The following is a 16817-nucleotide window of genomic DNA, read 5'->3' as shown; positions in this document are numbered from 1 at the left end:
CATGGCAGCATCGCAACGGAGCGAGGCCGAACAAGCGGCCCTTGATCGTCGTTTCATGGCCGCCGCCCTGCGGCTTTCGCGCAGGAATGCCGGCCGCACCTCCACCAATCCTTCCGTGGGCACGCTGATCGTGCGCGATGACGGCGCCGGGCCGATGATCGTCGGCACCGGTGTCACCGCCGTCGGCGGCCGGCCGCATGCCGAGACAGAGGCGCTGGCCGAGGCCGGCGAACTGGCGCGTGGTGCCACCGCCTATGTCACGCTTGAACCTTGCGCCCATCACGGCCGCACCCCGCCTTGCGCCAACGCGCTGGTCAACGCCGGTATTGCGCGCGTCGTGGGGGCTGCCAGCGATCCGGATCCGCGCGTTTCAGGCAAGGGCTACGCCATCCTGCGCGCCGCCGGCATCGAGGTGGTCGAGAAGGTGCTGGCCACGGAAGCCGCCGAGCAGATGGCGGGCTATTTGATTCGATCCCTGCGAAAACGCCCGGAAGTGACGCTGAAGCTTGCACTTTCGAGCGACGGCAAGATCGGCAGGAAAGGCGCCGGCCAGGTTGCGATCACCGGTGAGATCGCGCGCCGTGACGTCTATCTGATGCGCGCGGAGTCGGATGCCATCCTGATCGGCATCGGCACGGCGCTGGAGGATGATCCGGCGCTGACCGTGCGGTTGCCGGGGCTGGAAAACCGTTCGCCGGCGCGCATCATCCTCGATCGCCAGATACGGCTCCCGGAAGCCTCGAAGCTTGTTTCCGGTGTCGACCGCGTTCCGCTTTATGTCGCTTCCTGTCTTGAAGCCGATCCGCACCGTCGCGCCGCACTCGAACGCGCCGGCGTGCGCTTCATCGGCACCGAAACGCATGACGGCGTCGTCGCCTTGCCGGAACTGCTGGAAGACCTGGCGGCGCTAGGCATGGCAAGCGTGCTGGTCGAGGGCGGCGCCCAGGTCGCCAGGGCATTCCTGGACGAAGAGCTGGTCGACCGCATCGTCTTGTTCCAGGGGCCGGAGGCGATTGGCGAGGATGGCATTGCATCGCCGGTCGATGCCGACCATATCCCGGCAGGCTTCCGCAAACTGCGCGAAATGCGCTTCGGCGAGGACAGCTACGCCGAATGGGTAAGAGACCTCTAGACCATGATCCCGAAAAGTGGGACCCGGTTTTCGGACAAGGTCATGGTCAAAACGGGAAGATAGCGTCATGTTCACCGGAATTGTCACCGATATCGGCACCGTCGCCGCCGTCAAGCCGCTCAGCGAAGGCGTCGGTCTGCGCATCGACACCGCCTATGACCCCGAAACCATCGCCATCGGCGCCTCGATCTCCTGCGGCGGCGTCTGCCTGACGGTCACGGCTTTGCCCGAACATGGCTCGAACGCGCGCTGGTTCGAGGTCGAGGCATGGGAAGAGGCCTTGCGGCTGACCACGGCTTCGGGCTGGAAATCCGGCAGCAAGGTCAATCTTGAGCGGGCGCTGAAGATCGGTGACGAACTCGGCGGCCACATCGTGTCTGGCCATGTCGACGGGATGGCCGAGATCGTCGAACGCAAGGACGAGGGCGACGCGGTGCGCTTCACGCTGGAGGCGCCGCGCCATCTGGCGAAATTCATCGCACCAAAGGGCTCCGTCGCGCTCGACGGCACGTCGCTCACCGTCAACAAGGTTGAGGGCGTCCGCTTCGACGTGCTGTTGATCCACCACTCGCTGACCGTCACCACCTGGGGCGAACGCAAGGCCGGCGATCGCGTCAATCTCGAGATCGACACCATGGCCCGCTACGCCGCGCGGCTGGCGGAAGCGGCGAAAGAGGGGCTATAGCCTGTGACGGAAAGCGGGAATTCCAAAGAGCAAGAGCGGCTCACTCGGGAAGCTTTGGCGGATGTAGATGCCGGCCGTGTGGTGGATCACGAAGCCGTTGTTGCCTGGGCTGAAAGCGTTGGTACGAACTGCCCGGTCTTGGCGCCGTCCCCAAAGAGACGATAGGCCTAACGCACCTCCCTCAATCTTCCGCTTGCGATCAATCCGGCTTCGGCCTAAGTCACCGGCAACCCCCCGGAGATTTTTATGGCAGGCACATCCCAACACGGCAAAGCCTTCATTCGTCCGAAGGCGAAGGCGCATCTGCTGATTGTCGAAGCGCGCTTTCACGACGACCTTGCCGACGCGCTGCTCGACGGCGCGACGAGCGCGCTCGAGGAAGCGGGCGCGACCTACGACGTCGTCACCGTTCCAGGTTCGCTCGAAATTCCCGCAGTGATCACATTCGCGCTGGACGGCGCGGCGGAAGGCGGCACGAGTTATGATGGCTTCGTTGCGCTCGGCACCATCATCCGCGGCGACACCTATCACTTCGACATCGTCGCCAATGAATCCAGCCGCGCGCTGATGGACCTGTCCGTGCAGGACTCGGTCTGTATCGGCAACGGCATCCTCACCACCGAAAACGATGCCCAGGCCTGGACGCGGGCCAAGCGCTCGGAAGGCGACAAGGGCGGATTTGCCGCGCGCGCGGCGCTGACCATGATTGCGCTCAAGGAACAATTGGGGGCGCGCTCGTGAGCGAACCCGCTTCGCCCGGACAGCCCGCCGTGCGCCATGCCAACAAGCGCGGCGCGGCGCGTCTGGCCGCCGTGCAGGCGCTCTATCAGATGGATGTCGCCGGTAGTGGCGTCTTCGAAATCACCGCCGAATATGAGGCGTTCCGGCTTGGCAAGGAAGTCGACGGCGCGCTCTATCGCGAGGCGGATGCCCAATGGTTCCGCGCCATCCTGACCGGCGTCGTCGAGGACCAGAAGACCATCGATCCGGTCATCCGCCAGGCGCTGACCGATGACTGGCCGCTGTCGCGGCTCGATTCGACGCTGCGCGCCATCCTGCGCGCCGGCGTCTATGAATTGATGAAGCGCGACGACGTTCCGGTGGCGGTCATCGTTTCGGAATATGTCGACATCGCCAAGGCCTTCTACGAGGAAGACGAGCCGAAGCTGGTCAATGCCGTGCTCGACCGCGTGTCACGCCGGGTGCGTGGCGAGGGGCGCGGCAAGGACGCATCGTGACATCAATCGCCATCGAGACGAGCAGGGAGGCGCGGCGCACCGCGCTGATCCTCGCCGTCTCGCAGGCGATCATCGGCTCCGCGGCGCCCATCGCCATTTCCATGGGCGCGCTGGCGGGACAATATCTGCTAGGCGCCGACAAATCGCTGGCGACGGCGCCGATCACCGGCTTCAACATCGGTGTCGCGCTCGGAGCCTTGCCTGCCGCGGCCATCATTCGCCGGCTGGGCCAGCGCGGCGGCTTCATGACCGGAACCGTCGTCACCGCGCTTGGCGGCCTGCTTGCCACACTGGCGCTCTTCCACGGCAGTTTCTGGCTGTTCGCGTTCGCGCTGCTGGTGATCGGCATCGGTGGCGCCTTCGTCCAGCAGTTCCGCTTCGCCGCCGCCGACAACGCGCCGCCGGAGTTCAAGGCGCGCGCCATTTCCTTCGTGCTGGCCGGCGGCATCATCACCGCCATCCTCGGGCCGCAGATCGTCATCTTCACCCGGGAACTGTTCGCACCGGTGATGTTTGCCGGCTCGTTCGCCTCCATCCTGCCGCTGGCGGCGGTGGGCGCTGTCATCCTGTCGTTTCTGCGCCTGCCGGCGAAGACGCCGAGCAAGGTTGACGTTTCCGACGGCGATGCCAGGCCCCTGGCCGAAATCGTCACCAAGCCGCGCTTCGTCGCCGCGCTGTTTTGCGCTGTCGGCAGCTATGCGCTGATGAGCTTCGTCATGACCGGCGCGCCGCTGGCCATGGTCGGCTGCGGCCTGTCGGAGGACGACGCGACGCTGGGCATTTCCTGGCACGTCATGGCGATGTTCGCGCCGAGCTTCTTCACCGGCTCGCTGATCCATCGCTTCGGCGCCGAGCGCATCGTCGCCATCGGCCTGGTCCTGCTCATCGGCTGCGCCATTGTCGCCTTGTCGGGCCTTGCGCTGTGGCAATTCTGGACGTCCCTGATCCTGCTCGGCCTCGGCTGGAATTTCGGCTTCATCGGCGCCACCGCCATGGTGGCGGCCAGCTACCGGCCGTCGGAAAAGGGCAAGGTGCAAGGTTTCCACGACTTCGTCCTGTTCGGCTCCGTCGCTTGCGCGTCGCTGCTGTCGGGCATGGTCTACAACGCCTGGGGCTGGGAGATGCTGAACTGGATGGTCTTCCCGGTCACCGTCCTGTGCTTCGTGGCACTTGGCGCGCTCAAGTTGACCGCTTCGCGTAAATCAGTACCTGATCCCCTGGTCGATGCCGACCTGACATGATGCTGTCAGGATTGCTTCGGTTGAATTTGCCGATCTGAAACAAAATTATTGCGTCTGCACCTATTGTTATGAAACCGTGTGCCCCGACTGGCCGTTGAAGCCATGCTCATATGCGGCCGCCGCATTCCGGTTCACAGCAAGGGATTTTCACGATGTTTTCAGTCAAGGTTTTCGCCGGCGCGGCATTGGCGCTGGCCGTCACGGCAGCTTCCGCCAGTGCTCAGGTGGTCGTCTCCTCGAAGATCGATACCGAGGGTGGCGTGCTCGGCAACATCATCCAGCTCGTTCTCAACGCCAACAACATCAAGACATCGGATCGCATCCAGCTCGGCGGCACGCCGGTGGTGCGCAAGGCGATCACCGCCGGCGAGATCGACATCTATCCCGAATACACCGGCAACGCCGCCTTCTTCTTCGAGAAGGCCGATGACCCGGTCTGGAAGGACGCCGCCAAGGCCTATGAGACGGCCAAGAAGCTCGACTATGATGCCAACAAGATCGTCTGGCTGTCGCCGGCGCCGGCCAACAACACCTGGGCGATCGCCCTGCGCAAGGAAGTGACGGACGCGAACAAGCTCGTCACGCTGTCGGACTTCGGCAAATACGTCGCCGGCGGCGGCAAGGTGGTGCTCGCCGCTTCCGCCGAGTTCGTCAATTCGGCGGCCGCCCTTCCGGCCTTCCAGACCACCTACGGCTTCACACTGAAGCCGGATCAGCTGATCACGCTCTCGGGCGGCGACACGGCGGCGACCATCGCCGCGGCCGCCAACCAGACCAGCGGCGCCAATGCCGCCATGGTCTACGGCACCGATGGCGGCATCGCGCCGTCCGGCCTGGTCGTGCTCGAGGACGACAAGGGCGTGCAGCCGGTCTACCAGCCGGCGCCGATCATCCGCGAATCCGTGCTCAAGCAGCACCCGGAGATCGAGACGCTGCTGAAGCCGGTCTTCGCCAAGCTCGATCTCGTCACGCTGCAGGAGCTGAACGGCCGCGTGCAGGTCGGGGGCGAGCCGGTCAAGGGCGTCGCCGAGGACTTCCTGAAGAAGAACGGCTTCCTGAAATAGGAAGCTTCCGGCGCGCCGCATGCGTGGCGCGCCGGAACGACCAACGGGGGAGGGCGTGAATATCCGTTTCGACAAGCTCGGCGTGGTCATCGCCGCGATCGCGGCCTATGCGGCGTTCCTCGCTCCCTTCGCCACGTTCCGCGCCAACCGCATCGTTCCGGGCCAGGCGCGCTCGATTCTCGAGGCGCTTCCGGCAACCGCCGGGCCGTTGCTTCTGGCAATCGTGGTCGTGGCCGCGCTCATAGCGCTGTTCAGGACACCGCTCGTGCTGCGCCTCGCCGCCGGTCTGGTCGCGCTTGCCGCGCTCGTGCTCCTCGTCGGCGTCGCCGGCACATTCCTCACACCGGCCGGCAACACCTTTGCCAGAGTATCGCCGGCCTCCGGTTTCTGGATACTCATCTTCGCCTTCACGCTTTTGCTGGCGGACGTGCTGACGCGCCTGAATTTGTCGCCATTGGCCCGTGTCGGCGTGCTGGTAGTTGCCGCCGTGGCCATCGGCCTGCTCTTGGTGTCGGGAGCCTGGAACGACCTTTCCATCCTGAAGGAATACGCCAACCGCGCCGACAGTTTCTGGGCCGAGGGCTCCAAGCACGTGACGCTGGCGCTCGGCTCGCTATTTGCGGCGGTCATCGTCGGCCTGCCGCTCGGCATACTGTGCCATCGTGTCGAAAGGCTGCGCGCCGGCGTGCTCAATGTGCTCAACATCATCCAGACCATTCCTTCGATCGCGCTGTTCGGTCTGCTGATCGCGCCGCTCGGCTGGGTCGCCGCGCATGTGCCGGGGGCGGCCGCGCTCGGCATTCGCGGCATCGGCACGGCACCCGCCTTCGTCGCGCTGTTCCTCTATTCGCTGCTGCCGGTGGTGGCCAACACCGTCGTTGGGCTCGCCGGTGTGCCGCGTGCGGCCAACGACGCAGCGCGCGGCATGGGCATGACCGACCGCCAGCGCCTGTTCGGCGTCGAGTTCCCGCTGGCCTTTCCGGTGATCCTGACCGGCATCCGCATCGTGCTGGTGCAGAACATCGGCCTTGCCACCATCGCCGCGCTCATCGGCGGCGGCGGCTTCGGCGTGTTCGTCTTCCAGGGCGTTGGCCAGACGGCGATGGACCTGGTGCTGCTCGGCGCCGTGCCGACCGTGGCGCTGGCCTTCGCCGCCGCTATCATCCTCGACGCAGTGATCGAAATGACCGCCACCAGGCGCAGGGTTGAAACGGCATGATCGAGATCGAAGGCATTACCAAGCGCTATGACGCGACAACGGTTGTCGATGACGTCTCGATGGTCATCGAGCCGCGTACGATCGCCGTCATCGTCGGCACCTCGGGGTCCGGTAAGACGACGCTGCTGCGCATGATCAACCGGCTGGTCGAGCCGACATCAGGCATCATCAAGCTCGATGGCGCCGACAATCGTTCTGTGCCCGGCTACGAACTGCGCCGCAGCATCGGCTACGCCATCCAGGGCCACGGCCTGTTCCCGCACCGCACCGTGGCGCAGAACATCGCCACCGTGCCGGTGCTGCTTGGCTGGGACAAGGATCGCATCAAGGCCCGCGTCGATGAACTGATGACGCTCTACCAGCTCGATCCCCGGGAATTCGGACCGCGCTATCCGCACGAACTGTCCGGTGGCCAGCAGCAGCGCGTCGGCGTGGCCCGCGCGCTCGCCGCCGAACCGAATGTGCTGCTGATGGATGAACCGTTCGGCGCGCTCGATCCGATCATCCGCACCAAGGCGCAGGAGGATCTGCTGGCGATCCAGAAGCGTTTCGGCACCACCATCATCCTCGTCACCCACGACATGGAAGAGGCCGTGCACATGGGCGACAAGATCGCCGTCATGGATGCAGGCAAGCTCGTGCAATACGCCAAGCCTGCCGAGATCCTGGCAAATCCGGCGAGCAGCTTCGTCGAGACCCTGGTCGGCGCCAGTGAAAGGCCATTCAGGCTATTGTCGCTCGGGCGGGTGCGCGACGCGGTGGAGAACGGCACCGCCGAGGGCGAAGCCATTCCCGGCGATGCCAGCCAGCGCGATGCGCTGGCCGAGCTCCTGTGGTCGGGCCGGCCGGCGCTGCCGGTCCAAGGTGCCGACGGCAAGCCGCTCGGCCGCGTCACGGTGGACGGGCTGGTCAAGCGGGCAGCGAGGCCGGCATGAAAGCCTGGCTGCCCTTGCTGCTCAGGCTTGCGCTGGTGATGTTGCTCGTGGCCTTCCTCACCAATCCCGGCTGGTTCGAGCCGCTGCTCAAGCCGCTGACCGAAAACAACGCGCCGGTGATCTACAATCAGGGCAGCCTGCTGACGCTGACGCTGCTGCATCTGCGCACCGTGCTGGTCGCTACCGTCGCCGCCACCATCGTTGCGGTGGCCCTGGCCATCCTTGTCACCAGGCCGGCTGGCGCCGAATTCCTGCCGCTGTCGCGCAGCCTGGTCAATATCGGCCAGACTTTCCCGCCGGTGGCGGTGCTGGCGCTCGCGGTTCCGGCCGTCGGTTTCGGTGAGAAGCCGACGCTGATCGCGCTGTTTCTCTATGGCCTGTTGCCGATCTTCGAGAATGCGCTGACCGGGCTGACGACGCTGCCGGCCAATGTCGTCGAGGCGGCGCGCGGCGCCGGCATGACTGGCTGGCAAAGGCTCACCAAGGTCGAACTGCCGCTCAGCGCGCCGATCATCCTTGGCGGCATCAGGCTCTCGGTGGTGATCAGCCTGGCCACCGCCACCATCGGCTCGACGGTCGCCGCCAAGACGCTGGGCGAGGTGATCATCGCCGGTCTCTTGTCCAACAATCTGGCTTTCATCCTGCAGGGCGGCCTTATCGTGGCGGCCCTTGCCGTGCTGATCTATGACGGATTGTCGGCGGTCGAGCGCTATGCGGCGAGGCGGATGGGACGTGAGGCGGAGTAGTCTTTTACGACGCTGATGGTCGTGTCGGCATGATCCCCTTGCGTCATTTCAATCGATCTAAATGAAGGGCCGTGCCGGCAGGGTCGTCTCGGCTTTTGTCTTTTGGGCGAAAGCCGGGCAAAAACTGAACAATATCTTGACGTTCCGAGCCCTGTTTCGCATACACCGATGCGAAGAGGTGGATTCCGTGCGCGGATTCCGGTCTTTGTCTCAACGGCCCAGGGAGGGGTTCATTTGGGCCAACAATCGAGGAAAATTTGGCAATGACCATACTTTACGCCGTCATCGCCTGCGGCCTGCTTTCTGTCCTTTACGCCATCTGGGCGACACGATCGGTCCTTGCGTCCGATCAGGGCAATGCACGCATGCAGGAAATCTCCGCCGCCATCCGCGAAGGCGCGCAAGCCTACCTGGCGCGCCAGTACACCACCATCGCCATCGTCGGCGTGGTCGTGCTTTTGCTCGCCTGGTGGCTGCTGTCGATCACCGCCGCGATCGGCTTCCTGATCGGTGCCGTCCTGTCGGGCGCTGCCGGCTTCATCGGCATGCATGTTTCGGTGCGTGCCAACGTGCGCACGGCACAGGCAGCCTCCAACAGCCTCGCCGCCGGTCTCGACATCGCCTTCAAGTCGGGCGCCATCACCGGCATGCTGGTGGCCGGCCTGGCGCTGCTCGGCGTCTCGATCTACTACCTTATCCTGACCGGGCCCATGGGCCTGCAGCCCAATGACCGCATCGTCATCGACTCGCTGGTCTCGCTCGGCTTCGGCGCCTCGCTGATCTCCATCTTCGCCCGTCTCGGCGGCGGCATCTTCACCAAGGGCGCCGATGTCGGCGGCGATCTGGTCGGCAAGGTCGAAGCCGGCATTCCCGAGGACGATCCGCGCAACCCGGCCACCATCGCCGACAATGTCGGCGACAATGTCGGTGACTGCGCCGGCATGGCCGCCGATCTGTTCGAGACCTATGCGGTGACGGTTGTCGCCACCATGGTTCTCGGTGCCATCTTCTTCGGCGGCACCGCCGTTCTACAGACCGCGATGCTCTATCCGCTGGCCATCTGCGGCGCCTGCATCCTGACCTCGATCGTCGGCACCTTCTTCGTCAAGCTCGGCTCCAACGGCTCGATCATGGGCGCGCTCTACAAGGGCCTGATCGTGACCGGGCTGCTGTCGATCGTCGGCCTTGCCGTCGCCACCTCGGCAACGCTCGGCTGGGGCGAGGTCGGCACCGTCGCCGGCATGATCATCACCGGCAAGAACCTCTTCATCTGCGGCCTGATCGGCCTGGTGGTGACGGGTTTGATCGTGGTGATCACCGAGTACTACACCGGCACCAACAAGCGCCCGGTCAACTCGATCGCCCAGGCATCGGTGACCGGCCATGGCACCAACGTCATCCAGGGCCTCGCGGTCTCGCTGGAATCGACGGCGTTGCCGGCCATCGTCATCGTCGGCGGCATCATCTCGACCTACCAGCTCGCCGGCCTTTACGGCACGGCGATCGCGGTGACGACGATGCTTGGCCTTGCCGGCATGATCGTCGCGCTCGACGCCTTCGGCCCTGTCACCGACAATGCCGGCGGCATTGCCGAAATGGCCGGCCTGCCCAAGGAAGTGCGCCACTCCACCGACGCGCTCGACGCTGTCGGCAACACCACGAAAGCCGTGACCAAGGGCTATGCCATCGGTTCGGCCGGCCTCGGCGCGCTGGTGCTGTTCGCCGCCTATTCGAACGACTTGAAGTTCTTTGCCGCCAATGGCGACAAATACCCCTACTTCCAGGGCATGGGCGAGATCTCCTTCGATCTCTCCAACCCTTACGTCGTCGCCGGCCTGATCTTCGGCGGCCTGATCCCCTATCTGTTCGGCGGCATCGCCATGACGGCCGTCGGCCGTGCGGCGGGCGCCATCGTCGAGGAGGTGCGCAAACAGTTCCGCGAAGATCCGGGCATCATGGCGGGCACCTCCAAGCCGAACTATGCACGCGCGGTCGATCTCCTGACCAAGGCGGCGATCCGGGAAATGATCATCCCGTCGCTGCTGCCGGTGCTGGCGCCGCTCGTCGTCTATTTCGGCGTGCTGCTGATCTCGGGTTCGAAGGCTTCGGCCTTCGCGGCCCTCGGCGCCTCGCTGCTCGGCGTCATTGTCAACGGCCTGTTCGTCGCCATCTCGATGACCTCGGGCGGCGGCGCATGGGACAACGCCAAGAAATCGTTCGAGGACGGTTTCGTCGACAAGGACGGCGTCAAGCACCTGAAGGGCTCCGAGGCGCACAAGGCCTCGGTGACGGGCGACACGGTCGGCGATCCCTACAAGGACACCGCCGGCCCGGCCGTCAATCCGGCGATCAAGATCACCAACATCGTCGCGCTCCTGCTGCTGGCCGTGCTCGCGCACGGCTGAACGCAGCCTGGCCGTTAGACAAAGCCTGCGGGGAGCAATCCCCGCGGGTTTTTTGTTTGGCTCCGGGGCTCGCTCCATTGCTGGCAAGCCGCGCTCGCCTTGGCCAAACAAAAACCCGTGAGATCGCTCCCACGGGCTTTTGGTCGCCTGAGATGGTGCAGCTTCCCAGGGGGAAGCAGGATCTGATGATCAGGGAGTGCCGCCGCCGGGGATGCCGGGCGCCAGCTTGCTGGCGCCGTTGATGATCTGGCTGAGGAAGTTCTGGTCCTTGCCGCCAGTCGGCGTGGTGCGCGAGATGAAGTCGAAGATCTTGCCGTCCTTCATGCCGTAATTGGCGATCTGGGTGACGCGGCCATCAGCGCCGAAATAGACCGCGAGAACCTTCTGGTCGACGAGCCTGGGCTTGTCGAAGGCGACATAGCGCTTGCGCGTTTGCGTAATGTAGTAAAACGCCTCGTTGTCGAAGGTCGCCGTGGTCGACGGCGTGCCAAGCGCCAGAAGCACCTGCTCGCGGCTGGAACCGACCGGCACCGAATCGACGGCCTGCTGGTCGTAGACATAACCTTGCGTGAACGTCTCGCTCGGATTGAGGTCGCCGATCATCTTGTTGGTGTGACAGGCCGAAAGCGCCGAAACGACGAGCAGCAGCGAGATCGCGCCGGCAGGCCTGGACGAGAAGGTCGACTTGAAATTCAGCGCGCGCAACAACAATTCTCCATTATATCGCCGCAACTTGCGCTGGGCCGCAAAACCGGTAAACCAGCTTGCCTGCCGATGCAACAAGGCCAATTCAACAAACGGTCCCCGGGAGACCATCCCCATGTTCCAGCGCCTTTTTGGTCGCGAACGCCACGCCAACCGCGCCATCACGGACGCGCTTTACGCACAAATCGTGGCGGCGGCGCGGCAGACTGTATTTTATTCCCACTGGAATGTGCCGGACACGCCGCTCGGCCGTTTCGAGATGCTTTCGCTGCATATGTTCCTGTTCCAGCACCGCTTGCGTGGCGAGGGCGGCGTGGCGCAGGAGATCGCTCAGGTGCTGATCGACGAGTTCTTTCTCGACGTCGATCATTCGCTGCGGGAGCTGGGCATTGGCGATGTCGGCGTGCCCAAGCGCATGAAAAAACTGGCGAAGATGTTCTATGGTCGCACCGCCGCCTATGATGATGCGCTGGAAAGAAACGATCGCGACGGGCTGACCGCGGCACTTGCCCGCAATGTCCGGCCCGATGCCGGCACATGGTCGGAGGCGTCGCAATTGGCCGATTATGTCGCCGACGCCTGCCGGCAGCTGGCCGCGCAGCCGTCCGAATCGATCGTTTCCGGCACGGCGGTGTTTCCGCTCGCCAAGGGAGGTGCTTGATGAAACATGCTGATCCGCGAAGCCCGGTTTCCTTTTTCGCGAACGTCGCCCGTCTGCCGCAAAAGGGCCTGCCGGTGGTGATCGAGGCCGACGCCGCCCAGCGTGCGGCGCTCGCCGAGGAACACGGGCTGCTGTCGGTCGAAGCCTATCGCGCCGAACTTCTCGTGGCCTCCTGGAAGCGCAATGGCGTCAAGGTCAGCGGCCGTGTCGAGGCCGATATTACGCAGGCCTGCATCGTCACGCTCGATCCTGTCGCGGCGCATATCGACGAGCCGGTCGAGGCGCTGCTGCTGCCGGAGGATTCCAAGCTTGGACGGCAGGGGTTTGAAGGCGGCGGCGAGATCCTGCTCGATGCGGACGGCCCCGACAGTCCCGAAACCTTCTCCGGCGACACCATCGATGTCGGGGCCCTTGCCGAACAGTTCTTCGCATTGGCGATCGACCCCTATCCGCGCAAGCCGGGCGCGTCGCTGGACACAGGCGGTGAGACCAATGCGGTGGAGAATGAATTTCAGCAAAAACTGCGATCCCTGCTGGGAAAATCCTGAAAACCTCGCCCGCGACGGAAAAGTCGGTTGTGTGAAAACCCAAAACCGCTATTTTCGCCGAACCTTCGCGATCACTAAAGCGACCTGCCGCATAACCGTGAGATGAATACCGCGTGATCAGGATTTCCATCGATGCCATGGGCGGCGATCACGGACCAGCCGTGGTCATTCCGGCGCTCATGACGGTCGCGACTCGCCGTCCCGACATCCGCTTCGTCATCTACGGGCGTGAGGAGCTTGTGCGCCCCGAACTGGCCAAGTTCCCCAAATTGGCCGAGGTGAGCGAATTCTTCCATTGCGAGGTCGCGGTCAGGATGGACGACAAACCCAGCCAGGCCTTGCGCCACGGCCGGTGGAAGTCGTCGATGTGGAAGGCGGTCGAAGCGGTCAAGTCGGGCGCCGCGGATGCCTGCATCTCTGCCGGCAACACCGGCGCCCTGATGGCGATGTCGAAATTCTGCCTGCGCACCATGGCCACCATCGATCGCCCGGCGATCGCGGCATTGTGGCCGACATTGCGCGGCGAAAGCGTGGTTCTGGACGTCGGCGCCACCATTGGCGCCGATGCGCACCAGCTCATTGATTTTGCCATTCTGGGCACCGGCATGGCGCGCTCCGTATTCGGTGTCGCCCGGCCCACCGTCGGCCTGCTCAATGTCGGCGTCGAAGAGATCAAGGGCCAGGAAGAGGTCAAGGAGGCAGGGCGCATGCTGCGCGAGGCCAACATGGCCTCGATGAACTATCATGGCTTCGTCGAAGGCGACGATATCGGCAAGGGCACGGTCGACGTGGTGGTGACGGAAGGCTTCGCCGGCAACATCGCGTTGAAGACCGCGGAAGGCACCGCGCGCCAGATCGCAGGTTATCTGCGCGCCGCGATGAGCCGCACGCTGATGGCCAAGATCGGCTATGTCTTCGCCAAGGGCGCGTTTGATCGCCTGCGCGAAAAGATGGATGTCGGCCGCTCCAATGGCGGCGTCTTCCTGGGGCTGAACGGCATTGTGGTCAAAAGCCATGGTGGTGCCGATTCCGATGGTTTTGCCGCGGCGATCGAGCTCGGCTACGACATGGTGCGCAACAATCTGCTCGACCGCATCGAAGCCGACCTGGACCTGTTTCATGCGCGCAACCCGCATGCCCTGTCATCCCGGAAATCCGACGTCGTTACCGACGCGAAGGAATAGGAAAGAACTTTGATCAGATCAGTCGTGCGCGGCACGGGCGCCGCGCTGCCCCGCCGCATCATGAAGAATGCCGATTTCGAGGGCATGGTTGAGACATCGGATGAGTGGATCGCCCAGCGTACCGGCATCCGCCAGCGCCATATCGCGGCCGACGACGAGACGACGGCTTCGCTCGGAGAGGCCGCGGCCCGCGCCGCGCTTGCCAATGCCGGGCTGACGCCGGACGACATCGACCTGATCGTGCTGGCGACGTCGACGCCCAACAACACATTTCCGGCCACTGCGGTCGAGATCCAGAACCGGCTCGGCATGCATCACGGCTTTGCCTTCGACATGCAGGCTGTGTGCTCGGGCTTTGTCTATGCGGTGACGACAGCCGACCTCTACATTCGCGGCGGCCTGGCCAAACGTGTGCTGGTGATCGGTTCGGAAACATTCTCGCGCATTCTCGACTGGAGCGACCGCTCGACCTGTGTGCTGTTCGGCGATGGCGCCGGCGCACTTGTCCTGGAGGCGGGCGAGGGGGCCGGCACGATTGCCGACCACGGTGTCCTGGCCGCCAGCTTGCGCTCCGACGGCGTGCACAAGGACAAGCTTTTCGTCGACGGCGGGCCGTCGACCACGGGAACGGTCGGTCATCTCAGGATGGAAGGCCGCGAAGTCTTCAAGCATGCGGTCGGCATGATCACCGACGTCATCGAGGCGACCTTCTCGGCCGCCGGCATAACGGCCGATGACCTCGACTGGTTCGTGCCGCACCAGGCCAATAAACGAATTATTGACGCATCCGCCAAGAAGCTCGGGATAGCAGAGCAAAAGGTGGTGGTTACGGTCGATTTGCACGGTAACACCTCGGCTGCTTCCGTGCCGCTGGCACTGTCGGTGGCCGTTGCCGATGGCCGCATCAAGAAGGGCGACCTCGTCCTCCTGGAAGCGATGGGCGGCGGCTTCACCTGGGGCGCCGTTCTGGTTCGCTGGTAAGTGCCAAACGGCTCGGTTTCGGTCCTTGACCTTGCCGGATCAATTACTTAGGCTCTGCCGTTGTTGTGCCGATTTTACGTTTTGAACTGATGGGACGGTCGCATGGGGGGAAAGACACTTACGCGTGCCGACCTGGCGGAGGCTGTCTACCGAAAGGTCGGCCTGTCGCGCACTGAATCCGCCGAACTGGTCGAAGCCGTGCTGGACGAAATCTGCGAAGCCATCGTGCGTGGCGAGACGGTAAAGCTGTCGTCTTTCGCGACGTTCCATGTCCGCTCCAAGAACGAGCGCATCGGGCGCAATCCCAAGACCGGCGAAGAGGTGCCGATCCTGCCGCGCCGGGTGATGACGTTCAAATCGTCCAACGTGCTGAAGAACCGCATTTTGCGCTCGCACCAGAACAGCAAGGCCAAGGGTGGCAAATAGCCTTCATTGTACGGTTGAAAACCGGCCCCGCCATCACGCCGGGCTTGAATATTGCTTCACAAACCGCTGAAATAAGGCCCGATTCGGCAGCATGGCCGGATTGGTGTTCCGCGTATGATCCATTCCGCGCAAATGGAATGAGCTTCTCTTTGTGAGCATGATCTCGCTGAAGACCGTTCCGGATCACGCTCCAGCGTGAGGATTTCGCCCATGGACAAGAGCCCTGACGCCTTCCGCACCATCAGCGAGGTCGCCGAAGACCTCGACCTGCCACAGCATGTGCTGCGCTTCTGGGAGACACGCTTCAACCAGATCAAGCCGATGAAGCGCGGCGGCGGCCGCCGCTATTACCGGCCGCAGGATGTCGAACTGATCAAGGGCATCCGCCACATGCTCTACGACCAGGGCTACACGATCAAGGGCGTGCAGAAGCTGCTGCGCGAGAACGGCAATCATTTCCTGGTTGCCATCGGCAATGGCGACATGGCCGCCGTAGAGGCGATCTCGCAACGAAAGCAGGCCGACCAAGTGCCGCTGACGCCGGCGGCGCAGCCGCGCGGCGGTGATGATGAGCTGGTTGGCCAGCCAAGGGTCAAGCCCAGCCGCCGCTTTTTTGGCCTGGGCAAGAGCGACGAGGAAGGTCCGGTTCAGCCGGACGCGTCGAAACTCTCGCGCGACAATCGCGCTCTGCTGCAGGAGGCGCTGTTCGACCTCCTGGAATGCAAGCGCCTGCTTGACCAGGTGCGCTGAGCGCGGCAAGACGCACTTTGAAGCCTCGAGACCGGAACCCGCCATGGGGTGAGGCGTTACGTTTCCTTCTGCAAGACTAAGGAAACGCATGATGGCATCATTTTCGACCCTTTCGGACATCGACCTCGAAAAGCAGGTCGCGGCCCTCTCGACGGAACTCGCGGCGTTGCGCAGAGCGGTGTCGAGGCGGGGTGGCGCTTACTACGAAGACGGCCGCGATGCCGCGCTCGACACATATTCCGATCTTGCGGGTCGTCTTCGCGATGCGATGCCGGCAATCCGTAGACAAGGCAGGGTGATCGAGAAATCGGCGCGCGACCATCCGGCGGCGGCCGCAGCAGTAGGCCTTGTGGTGCTCGGCCTTGTCGCCAGCCTGCTGTTCAGCAGGCGCTGAGAAGCCCTCTCGATCATAAGACGAGGAACTCAATCAAGAAAAATGGCGGCGACCCCGAAGGGCGAGCCGCCATTTCCGTTGCTGTCCGGTGGTTATTTCGCGAGCTTGATCTTGCCCTGCGGCGAAACCTGCGCGGTCTGGCTGCATTTGCCATAGACCGTGCCATTCTTGTCGGTGGCGTCCGTATAGGTGCCCTTGCACTCGATCGAGAGGACCAGACAGTGGCCTGCGCCCTTGCAGACCGCGCCGCCGTCACCGGTGGGGTGCGTGCCGTTGGCGAAAGCCGAATTCGTCATCGACATCGAGCCGATCGCCGAAATGGCGACGGCGGCGGCGAGCGAGAGGCGCTTGAAGTTCGAGATGTTGGTCATTTCTGCATGTCCTTCCGTTGGATTGGGGATCGCCTTGCTGGCGTCCATGCAGGCTTAGTGAGGTCCGAGAAGGAAAGGTTCATGCGGGCGCGAAAAAAATGCGCGCCCTCGGGCCGGGGCATTGCGAGCCGG

At 64.0% G+C, this 16817-nt stretch carries 19 protein-coding genes; 17 read left to right on the top strand and 2 right to left on the bottom strand.

Translation table 11 applies throughout. The features are described from left to right. Nucleotide 1: 1 nt before the first annotated feature. The 10 genes from ribD (at nt 2) to JG746_RS22750 (ending at nt 10665) form a co-directional block, all read left to right on the top strand. The gene (ribD, locus tag JG746_RS22795; RefSeq protein WP_202354775.1) at nt 2-1132 is read left to right on the top strand and encodes a bifunctional diaminohydroxyphosphoribosylaminopyrimidine deaminase/5-amino-6-(5-phosphoribosylamino)uracil reductase RibD; all 1131 of its coding nucleotides are present in this window, start codon (nt 2-4) and stop codon (nt 1130-1132) included. Between the two features lie 67 nt (nt 1133-1199). Then, nucleotides 1200-1817: a riboflavin synthase gene (locus JG746_RS22790; RefSeq protein ID WP_202354774.1), complete on the top strand. Its 618-nt coding sequence runs from the start codon at nt 1200-1202 to the stop codon at nt 1815-1817. A gap of 246 nt (nt 1818-2063) precedes the next feature. Beyond that, nucleotides 2064-2558, top strand: a complete 495-nt coding sequence (ribH, locus tag JG746_RS22785) for a 6,7-dimethyl-8-ribityllumazine synthase (protein ID WP_202354773.1) — start codon at nt 2064-2066, stop codon at nt 2556-2558. Further along, nucleotides 2555-3055 carry a transcription antitermination factor NusB gene (gene nusB, locus JG746_RS22780; protein ID WP_202354772.1) on the top strand — a complete coding sequence of 167 codons (501 nt, stop codon included), beginning with the start codon at nt 2555-2557 and terminating at the stop codon, nt 3053-3055. The genes ribH and nusB overlap by 4 nt, the downstream gene beginning before the upstream one ends. After that, nucleotides 3052-4296 carry an MFS transporter gene (locus tag JG746_RS22775; protein WP_202354771.1) on the top strand — a complete coding sequence of 415 codons (1245 nt, stop codon included), beginning with the start codon at nt 3052-3054 and terminating at the stop codon, nt 4294-4296. Before nusB ends, JG746_RS22775 begins: the two co-directional genes overlap by 4 nt. Nucleotides 4297-4448: 152 nt before the next feature. Beyond that, nucleotides 4449-5360: a glycine betaine ABC transporter substrate-binding protein OsmF gene (osmF, locus tag JG746_RS22770; RefSeq protein WP_202354770.1), complete on the top strand. Its 912-nt coding sequence runs from the start codon at nt 4449-4451 to the stop codon at nt 5358-5360. 19 nt (nt 5361-5379) lie between these two features. Beyond that, nucleotides 5380-6579 (top strand): ABC transporter permease, encoded by a 1200-nt coding sequence (locus JG746_RS22765; RefSeq protein WP_202354769.1) that lies wholly within the window; start codon nt 5380-5382, stop codon nt 6577-6579. Next, nucleotides 6576-7514 (top strand): ABC transporter ATP-binding protein, encoded by a 939-nt coding sequence (locus tag JG746_RS22760; RefSeq protein WP_202354768.1) that lies wholly within the window; start codon nt 6576-6578, stop codon nt 7512-7514. Before JG746_RS22765 ends, JG746_RS22760 begins: the two co-directional genes overlap by 4 nt. Further along, a complete protein-coding gene (locus tag JG746_RS22755) occupies nt 7511-8260 on the top strand; it encodes an ABC transporter permease (RefSeq protein ID WP_202354767.1) in 750 nt (249 codons plus the stop codon). The genes JG746_RS22760 and JG746_RS22755 overlap by 4 nt, the downstream gene beginning before the upstream one ends. Before the next feature lie 263 nt (nt 8261-8523). Continuing rightward, a complete protein-coding gene (locus JG746_RS22750) occupies nt 8524-10665 on the top strand; it encodes a sodium-translocating pyrophosphatase (protein WP_202354766.1) in 2142 nt (713 codons plus the stop codon). Nucleotides 10666-10854: 189 nt separating this feature from the next. On the opposite strand, the gene JG746_RS22745 is transcribed toward JG746_RS22750, so the two are convergent. Further along, nucleotides 10855-11370, bottom strand: a complete 516-nt coding sequence (locus JG746_RS22745; protein ID WP_202354765.1) for an outer membrane protein assembly factor BamE — start codon at nt 11368-11370, stop codon at nt 10855-10857. A gap of 115 nt (nt 11371-11485) precedes the next feature. Here JG746_RS22745 and JG746_RS22740 point away from each other — a divergent pair, with 115 nt between their 5' ends. The 7 genes from JG746_RS22740 (at nt 11486) to JG746_RS22710 (ending at nt 16314) form a co-directional block, all read left to right on the top strand. Then, nucleotides 11486-12031: a ubiquinol-cytochrome C chaperone family protein gene (locus JG746_RS22740; RefSeq protein ID WP_202359441.1), complete on the top strand. Its 546-nt coding sequence runs from the start codon at nt 11486-11488 to the stop codon at nt 12029-12031. Next, nucleotides 12031-12579: a YceD family protein gene (locus JG746_RS22735; RefSeq protein ID WP_202354764.1), complete on the top strand. Its 549-nt coding sequence runs from the start codon at nt 12031-12033 to the stop codon at nt 12577-12579. The genes JG746_RS22740 and JG746_RS22735 overlap by 1 nt, the downstream gene beginning before the upstream one ends. 113 nt (nt 12580-12692) lie before the next feature. After that, on the top strand, nt 12693-13763 hold the full coding sequence (gene plsX / locus JG746_RS22730; protein WP_202354763.1) for a phosphate acyltransferase PlsX: 1071 nt from the start codon (nt 12693-12695) through the stop codon (nt 13761-13763). A gap of 9 nt (nt 13764-13772) precedes the next feature. Then, nucleotides 13773-14744, top strand: a complete 972-nt coding sequence (locus JG746_RS22725; protein WP_202354762.1) for a beta-ketoacyl-ACP synthase III — start codon at nt 13773-13775, stop codon at nt 14742-14744. Nucleotides 14745-14846: 102 nt separating this feature from the next. Continuing rightward, nucleotides 14847-15170 carry an integration host factor subunit alpha gene (locus tag JG746_RS22720; RefSeq protein WP_010915609.1) on the top strand — a complete coding sequence of 108 codons (324 nt, stop codon included), beginning with the start codon at nt 14847-14849 and terminating at the stop codon, nt 15168-15170. Nucleotides 15171-15380: 210 nt separating this feature from the next. Beyond that, entirely contained in the window at nt 15381-15920 is a 540-nt protein-coding gene (locus tag JG746_RS22715; protein WP_027042329.1) for a MerR family transcriptional regulator, read from the top strand. Between the two features lie 91 nt (nt 15921-16011). Beyond that, complete coding sequence (locus JG746_RS22710) at nt 16012-16314, top strand: hypothetical protein (RefSeq protein WP_202354761.1); 303 nt, start codon at nt 16012-16014, stop codon at nt 16312-16314. A 92-nt stretch (nt 16315-16406) separates the two neighbouring features. Here JG746_RS22710 and JG746_RS22705 read toward each other — a convergent pair whose 3' ends face one another. Then, the gene (locus JG746_RS22705) at nt 16407-16685 is read right to left on the bottom strand and encodes a hypothetical protein (protein ID WP_202354760.1); all 279 of its coding nucleotides are present in this window, start codon (nt 16683-16685) and stop codon (nt 16407-16409) included. Nucleotides 16686-16817 lie beyond the last annotated feature (132 nt).

The organism is Mesorhizobium sp. 113-3-3 (genome assembly GCF_016756495.1).
In the GTDB taxonomy this organism is placed as follows: Bacteria; Pseudomonadota; Alphaproteobacteria; order Rhizobiales; family Rhizobiaceae; genus Mesorhizobium.
The sequence above is the reverse complement of the archived record's forward strand: the minus strand, read 5'-3'. Positions and strand labels throughout refer to the sequence as shown.

Coding starts and splice junctions, on each gene's coding strand:
- ribD (WP_202354775.1), top strand. CDS start 2: ATGGCAGCATCGCAACGGAGCGAGGCCGAACAAGCGGCCCTTGATCGT.
- JG746_RS22790 (WP_202354774.1), top strand. CDS start 1,200: ATGTTCACCGGAATTGTCACCGATATCGGCACCGTCGCCGCCGTCAAG.
- ribH (WP_202354773.1), top strand. CDS start 2,064: ATGGCAGGCACATCCCAACACGGCAAAGCCTTCATTCGTCCGAAGGCG.
- osmF (WP_202354770.1), top strand. CDS start 4,449: ATGTTTTCAGTCAAGGTTTTCGCCGGCGCGGCATTGGCGCTGGCCGTC.
- JG746_RS22765 (WP_202354769.1), top strand. CDS start 5,380: ATGCGTGGCGCGCCGGAACGACCAACGGGGGAGGGCGTGAATATCCGT.
- JG746_RS22760 (WP_202354768.1), top strand. CDS start 6,576: ATGATCGAGATCGAAGGCATTACCAAGCGCTATGACGCGACAACGGTT.
- JG746_RS22755 (WP_202354767.1), top strand. CDS start 7,511: ATGAAAGCCTGGCTGCCCTTGCTGCTCAGGCTTGCGCTGGTGATGTTG.
- JG746_RS22750 (WP_202354766.1), top strand. CDS start 8,524: ATGACCATACTTTACGCCGTCATCGCCTGCGGCCTGCTTTCTGTCCTT.
- JG746_RS22740 (WP_202359441.1), top strand. CDS start 11,486: ATGTTCCAGCGCCTTTTTGGTCGCGAACGCCACGCCAACCGCGCCATC.
- JG746_RS22735 (WP_202354764.1), top strand. CDS start 12,031: ATGAAACATGCTGATCCGCGAAGCCCGGTTTCCTTTTTCGCGAACGTC.
- JG746_RS22720 (WP_010915609.1), top strand. CDS start 14,847: ATGGGGGGAAAGACACTTACGCGTGCCGACCTGGCGGAGGCTGTCTAC.
- JG746_RS22715 (WP_027042329.1), top strand. CDS start 15,381: ATGGACAAGAGCCCTGACGCCTTCCGCACCATCAGCGAGGTCGCCGAA.
- JG746_RS22710 (WP_202354761.1), top strand. CDS start 16,012: ATGGCATCATTTTCGACCCTTTCGGACATCGACCTCGAAAAGCAGGTC.
- JG746_RS22705 (WP_202354760.1), bottom strand. CDS start 16,685: ATGACCAACATCTCGAACTTCAAGCGCCTCTCGCTCGCCGCCGCCGTC.